The sequence below is a fragment of the Herbidospora galbida genome, from assembly GCF_005233835.1.
GTDB lineage: Bacteria > Actinomycetota > Actinomycetes > Streptosporangiales > Streptosporangiaceae > Herbidospora > Herbidospora galbida.
Genome location: NZ_SZQA01000106.1, coordinates 1 through 1697 on the forward strand (window position 1 = coordinate 1; position 1697 = coordinate 1697).

Genomic DNA, 1697 nt, shown 5'->3' on the forward strand with positions numbered 1-1697 from the left:
GAGCCGCCCGGCGACGCCGCGCTCGTGGCGCGGGTGCGGGCGCTGGGCGGCACGGACGCCGACCGCCTCACCGACCCCGACGTGCTGGAGCTGGTGCTGCCCGCGCTGCGCGCCGACCACCGGGCCCTGGCGGGCTACCGGGACACGCCGGGCGCGCCGGTCTCCTGCCCGGTGACGGCCTTCGCCGGCGAACGCGACGAGGAGGCGCCGGTCGCCGACGTGGCGGCCTGGCGGCACCACACGACCGGCGGGTTCGACCTGCGGGTGTTCCCCGGCGGGCACTTCTTCGTCGCCGACGACGCGCCGGGCAAGGCCCGCCTCATCGCGGACCTGGTCCGGGCGGTTCCGACACGCTGAGCAGGCGCACCAGCGCGGCCCGGGAAGGCACGCCGAGCTTGGCGTAGATGCGGTTGAGGTGGACGTCCACCGTGCGGGGGCTGATGCGCAGCCGCTCGGCGATGTCCTTGGTCTTCAGGCCCTCACCGGCGAGGTCGGCGACCTCGCGTTCGCGTGAGGTCAGCTCGCCCAGGCCGGCCTGCGGGCCGAGGGCCGCGTGGTGGGCGGCCGCGCGGGCGAGGTCCCGGGCCCGCGCGCCCCCCGGAGGGCCGTCTCCGAGCAGGGCCAGCGCCTCCTCGTAGCAGCGGGCGGCCGGCTCCCACCGGCGCGCGTGCGCGAGCACGTGACCCTTGGCGAGCTGGGCGTATCCGGCGGCCTCCGGCAGCCCGACGGCGACCGCGGCGTCGGCGGCGGCCTCGGCCCAGCGGGCGACGCGGGTGTGCGGGCCGTCGTCGGCGCGCAGGGTCGCCGCGGCCAGCAGTTCGTAGCACCACGCCGCGTAGACCTGGACCGGCTCGGGCACCTCGGGCAGGTCTCCCGGCTCCGGCTCGTAGGGCAGCAGCACGGCCAGCGCGCGGCCGGGTTCGCCGCCCGTCAGCGCGGCCTCGGCGAACAGCAGCGCGTTGATCGGGGTCCTGGCCGCCACGAGGTCCCCGTCGCGGCCGTTCGGCAGGGTCGGGCGGCCGAGCCGGGCCCAGGAGGCGGCGATCAGCGCGTCGGCCAGGCCGACGTGGTCGTCGCGGCCGATCCGGTGGGCGACCGACCGCGCCTCCAGCGAGACGGCGTGCGCGTCGGCGGGCCGGCCCATGTGGTAGAGGATGTAGCCCAGCGTGCCGAGCAGCGGGGCCATCAGGTGCGCCTCGCCCCGTTCGCGGGCCCCCGACAGGGCGCGTTCGGCGTGCGCGCGGGCCTGGTCGTACCACCCCATGAGGGCCTCGGCCCACGCCAGCACGAGCAGGTGACCGCCCTCCCGGGAACCGGCCGTCGTCTCCTCCCCGTCGAGGAGCCGGGCGGCGGCCCGGAGCGGCTCGGCGGCCCGGGTGGTGTGGCCGCCGATGACCATGCACATGCCGAGCAGGGCCAGCCGGCCCGCCCCGGTGACGCGGTCTTCGTGCGCGGCGTTCCTGGCCAGCGCCTCGACGTCCGCGCGGGCCGGGATCTGCCCGGCCAGCACCTTGGCGAACTGCGCCTGCACGTGCAGCAGCGCGCGGGCGGCCGGGTCGGCGTCGCCGCGCGCGGTCAGTTCGGCCAGGACGAGCGCCTGCGCCTCGCCCGCGTCGCCGAGCGCGGCCGTCACCGACGACAGGAAGGCGACGGAGCGCGCCCCGACCCGGCCGCCGAGCACCTGCCTGGCCAGCTCG

At 78.3% G+C, this 1697-nt stretch carries 2 protein-coding genes; one reads left to right on the forward strand and one right to left on the reverse strand.

Annotated elements, in window-relative coordinates; genetic code table 11:
- Positions 1–357: thioesterase II family protein (locus FDA94_RS38860; RefSeq protein ID WP_137252010.1), on the forward strand; the 357-nt coding region annotated here is incomplete at its 5' end.
- Here the strand turns inward: FDA94_RS38860 and FDA94_RS38865 are convergent.
- A partial coding sequence (locus tag FDA94_RS38865; protein ID WP_137252011.1) for a helix-turn-helix domain-containing protein occupies positions 320–1697 on the reverse strand: 1378 nt, incomplete at its 5' end. The genes FDA94_RS38860 and FDA94_RS38865 overlap by 38 nt on opposite strands.